Genomic DNA, 2,566 nt, shown 5'->3' with positions numbered 1-2,566 from the left:
TGCAAATTGCTTGGGTGTTATATGGTCAAGCCTCACGGGCAATTAGTATTGGTTAGCTCAACGCCTCACAGCGCTTACACACCCAACCTATCAACGTCGTAGTCTTCGACGGCCCTTCAGGGGATTCAAGATCCCAGTGAGATCTCATCTTGAGGCAAGTTTCCCGCTTAGATGCTTTCAGCGGTTATCTCTTCCGAACATAGCTACCCGGCAATGCCACTGGCGTGACAACCGGAACACCAGAGGTTCGTCCACTCCGGTCCTCTCGTACTAGGAGCAGCCCCTCTCAAATCTCAAACGTCCACGGCAGATAGGGACCGAACTGTCTCACGACGTTCTAAACCCAGCTCGCGTACCACTTTAAATGGCGAACAGCCATACCCTTGGGACCGGCTTCAGCCCCAGGATGTGATGAGCCGACATCGAGGTGCCAAACACCGCCGTCGATATGAACTCTTGGGCGGTATCAGCCTGTTATCCCCGGAGTACCTTTTATCCGTTGAGCGATGGCCCTTCCATACAGAACCACCGGATCACTAAGACCTACTTTCGTACCTGCTCGACGTGTTTGTCTCGCAGTCAAGCGCGCTTTTGCCTTTATACTCTACGACCGATTTCCGACCGGTCTGAGCGCACCTTCGTACTCCTCCGTTACTCTTTGGGAGGAGACCGCCCCAGTCAAACTACCCACCATACACTGTCCTCGATCCGGATAACGGACCTGAGTTAGAACCTCAAGGTTGCCAGGGTGGTATTTCAAGGATGGCTCCATGAGAACTGGCGTCCCCACTTCAAAGCCTCCCACCTATCCTACACAAGCAAGCTCAAAGTCCAGTGCAAAGCTATAGTAAAGGTTCACGGGGTCTTTCCGTCTAGCCGCGGATACACTGCATCTTCACAGCGATTTCAATTTCACTGAGTCTCGGGTGGAGACAGCGCCGCCATCGTTACGCCATTCGTGCAGGTCGGAACTTACCCGACAAGGAATTTCGCTACCTTAGGACCGTTATAGTTACGGCCGCCGTTTACCGGGGCTTCGATCAAGAGCTTCGCTTGCGCTAACCCCATCAATTAACCTTCCGGCACCGGGCAGGCGTCACACCCTATACGTCCACTTTCGTGTTTGCAGAGTGCTGTGTTTTTAATAAACAGTCGCAGCGGCCTGGTATCTTCGACCGGCATGGGCTTACGGAGCAAGTCCTTCACCCTCGCCGGCGCACCTTCTCCCGAAGTTACGGTGCCATTTTGCCTAGTTCCTTCACCCGAGTTCTCTCAAGCGCCTTGGTATTCTCTACCTAACCACCTGTGTCGGTTTGGGGTACGGTTCCCAGTTATCTGAAGCTTAGGAGCTTTTCTTGGAAGCATGGCATCAACCACTTCGCGCTCTAAAGAGCACTCGTCATCAGCTCTCGGCCTTGAGATCCCGGATTTGCCTAAGATCTCAGCCTACCACCTTAAACTTGGACAACCAACGCCAAGCTGGCCTAGCCTTCTCCGTCCCTCCATCGCAATAACTGGAAGTACAGGAATATTAACCTGTTTTCCATCGACTACGCTTTTCAGCCTCGCCTTAGGGACCGACTAACCCTGCGTCGATTAACGTTGCGCAGGAAACCTTGGTCTTTCGGCGTGGGAGTTTTTCACTCCCATTGTCGTTACTCATGTCAGCATTCGCACTTCTGATACCTCCAGCAAGCTTCTCAACTCACCTTCACAGGCTTACAGAACGCTCCTCTACCGCATCACCTAAAGGTGATACCCGTAGCTTCGGTGCATGGTTTGAGCCCCGTTACATCTTCCGCGCAGGCCGACTCGACTAGTGAGCTATTACGCTTTCTTTAAAGGGTGGCTGCTTCTAAGCCAACCTCCTAGCTGTCTAAGCCTTCCCACATCGTTTCCCACTTAACCATGACTTTGGGACCTTAGCTGACGGTCTGGGTTGTTTCCCTTTTCACGACGGACGTTAGCACCCGCCGTGTGTCTCCCATGCTCGGCACTTGTAGGTATTCGGAGTTTGCATCGGTTTGGTAAGTCGGGATGACCCCCTAGCCGAAACAGTGCTCTACCCCCTACAGTGATACATGAGGCGCTACCTAAATAGCTTTCGAGGAGAACCAGCTATCTCCGAGCTTGATTAGCCTTTCACTCCGATCCACAGGTCATCCGCTAACTTTTCAACGGTAGTCGGTTCGGTCCTCCAGTCAGTGTTACCTAACCTTCAACCTGCCCATGGATAGATCGCCCGGTTTCGGGTCTATACCCAGCGACTAAAGCGCCCTATTAAGACTCGCTTTCGCTACGCCTCCCCTATTCGGTTAAGCTCGCCACTGAATATAAGTCGCTGACCCATTATACAAAAGGTACGCAGTCACCTAACAAAGTAGGCTCCCACTGCTTGTACGCATACGGTTTCAGGTTCTATTTCACTCCCCTCTCCGGGGTTCTTTTCGCCTTTCCCTCACGGTACTGGTTCACTATCGGTCAGTCAGTAGTATTTAGCCTTGGAGGATGGTCCCCCCATATTCAGACAAAGTTTCTCGTGCTCCGTCCTACTCGATTTCATTGA

The 2,566-nt window shown here is 52.4% G+C and carries 1 rRNA gene; it reads right to left on the bottom strand.

The annotated features are described in order from the left end of the window. Positions 1–21: 21 nt before the first annotated feature. Positions 22–2,566 (bottom strand): 23S ribosomal RNA (locus L6D77_RS26955); the annotation flags it as partial.

Source organism: Pseudomonas parasichuanensis, assembly GCF_021601385.1.
Classification (GTDB): Bacteria; Pseudomonadota; Gammaproteobacteria; order Pseudomonadales; family Pseudomonadaceae; genus Aquipseudomonas; species Aquipseudomonas parasichuanensis.
Note: the sequence above shows the minus strand (reverse complement) of the source record. Positions and strands in the feature narration are given on the sequence as shown.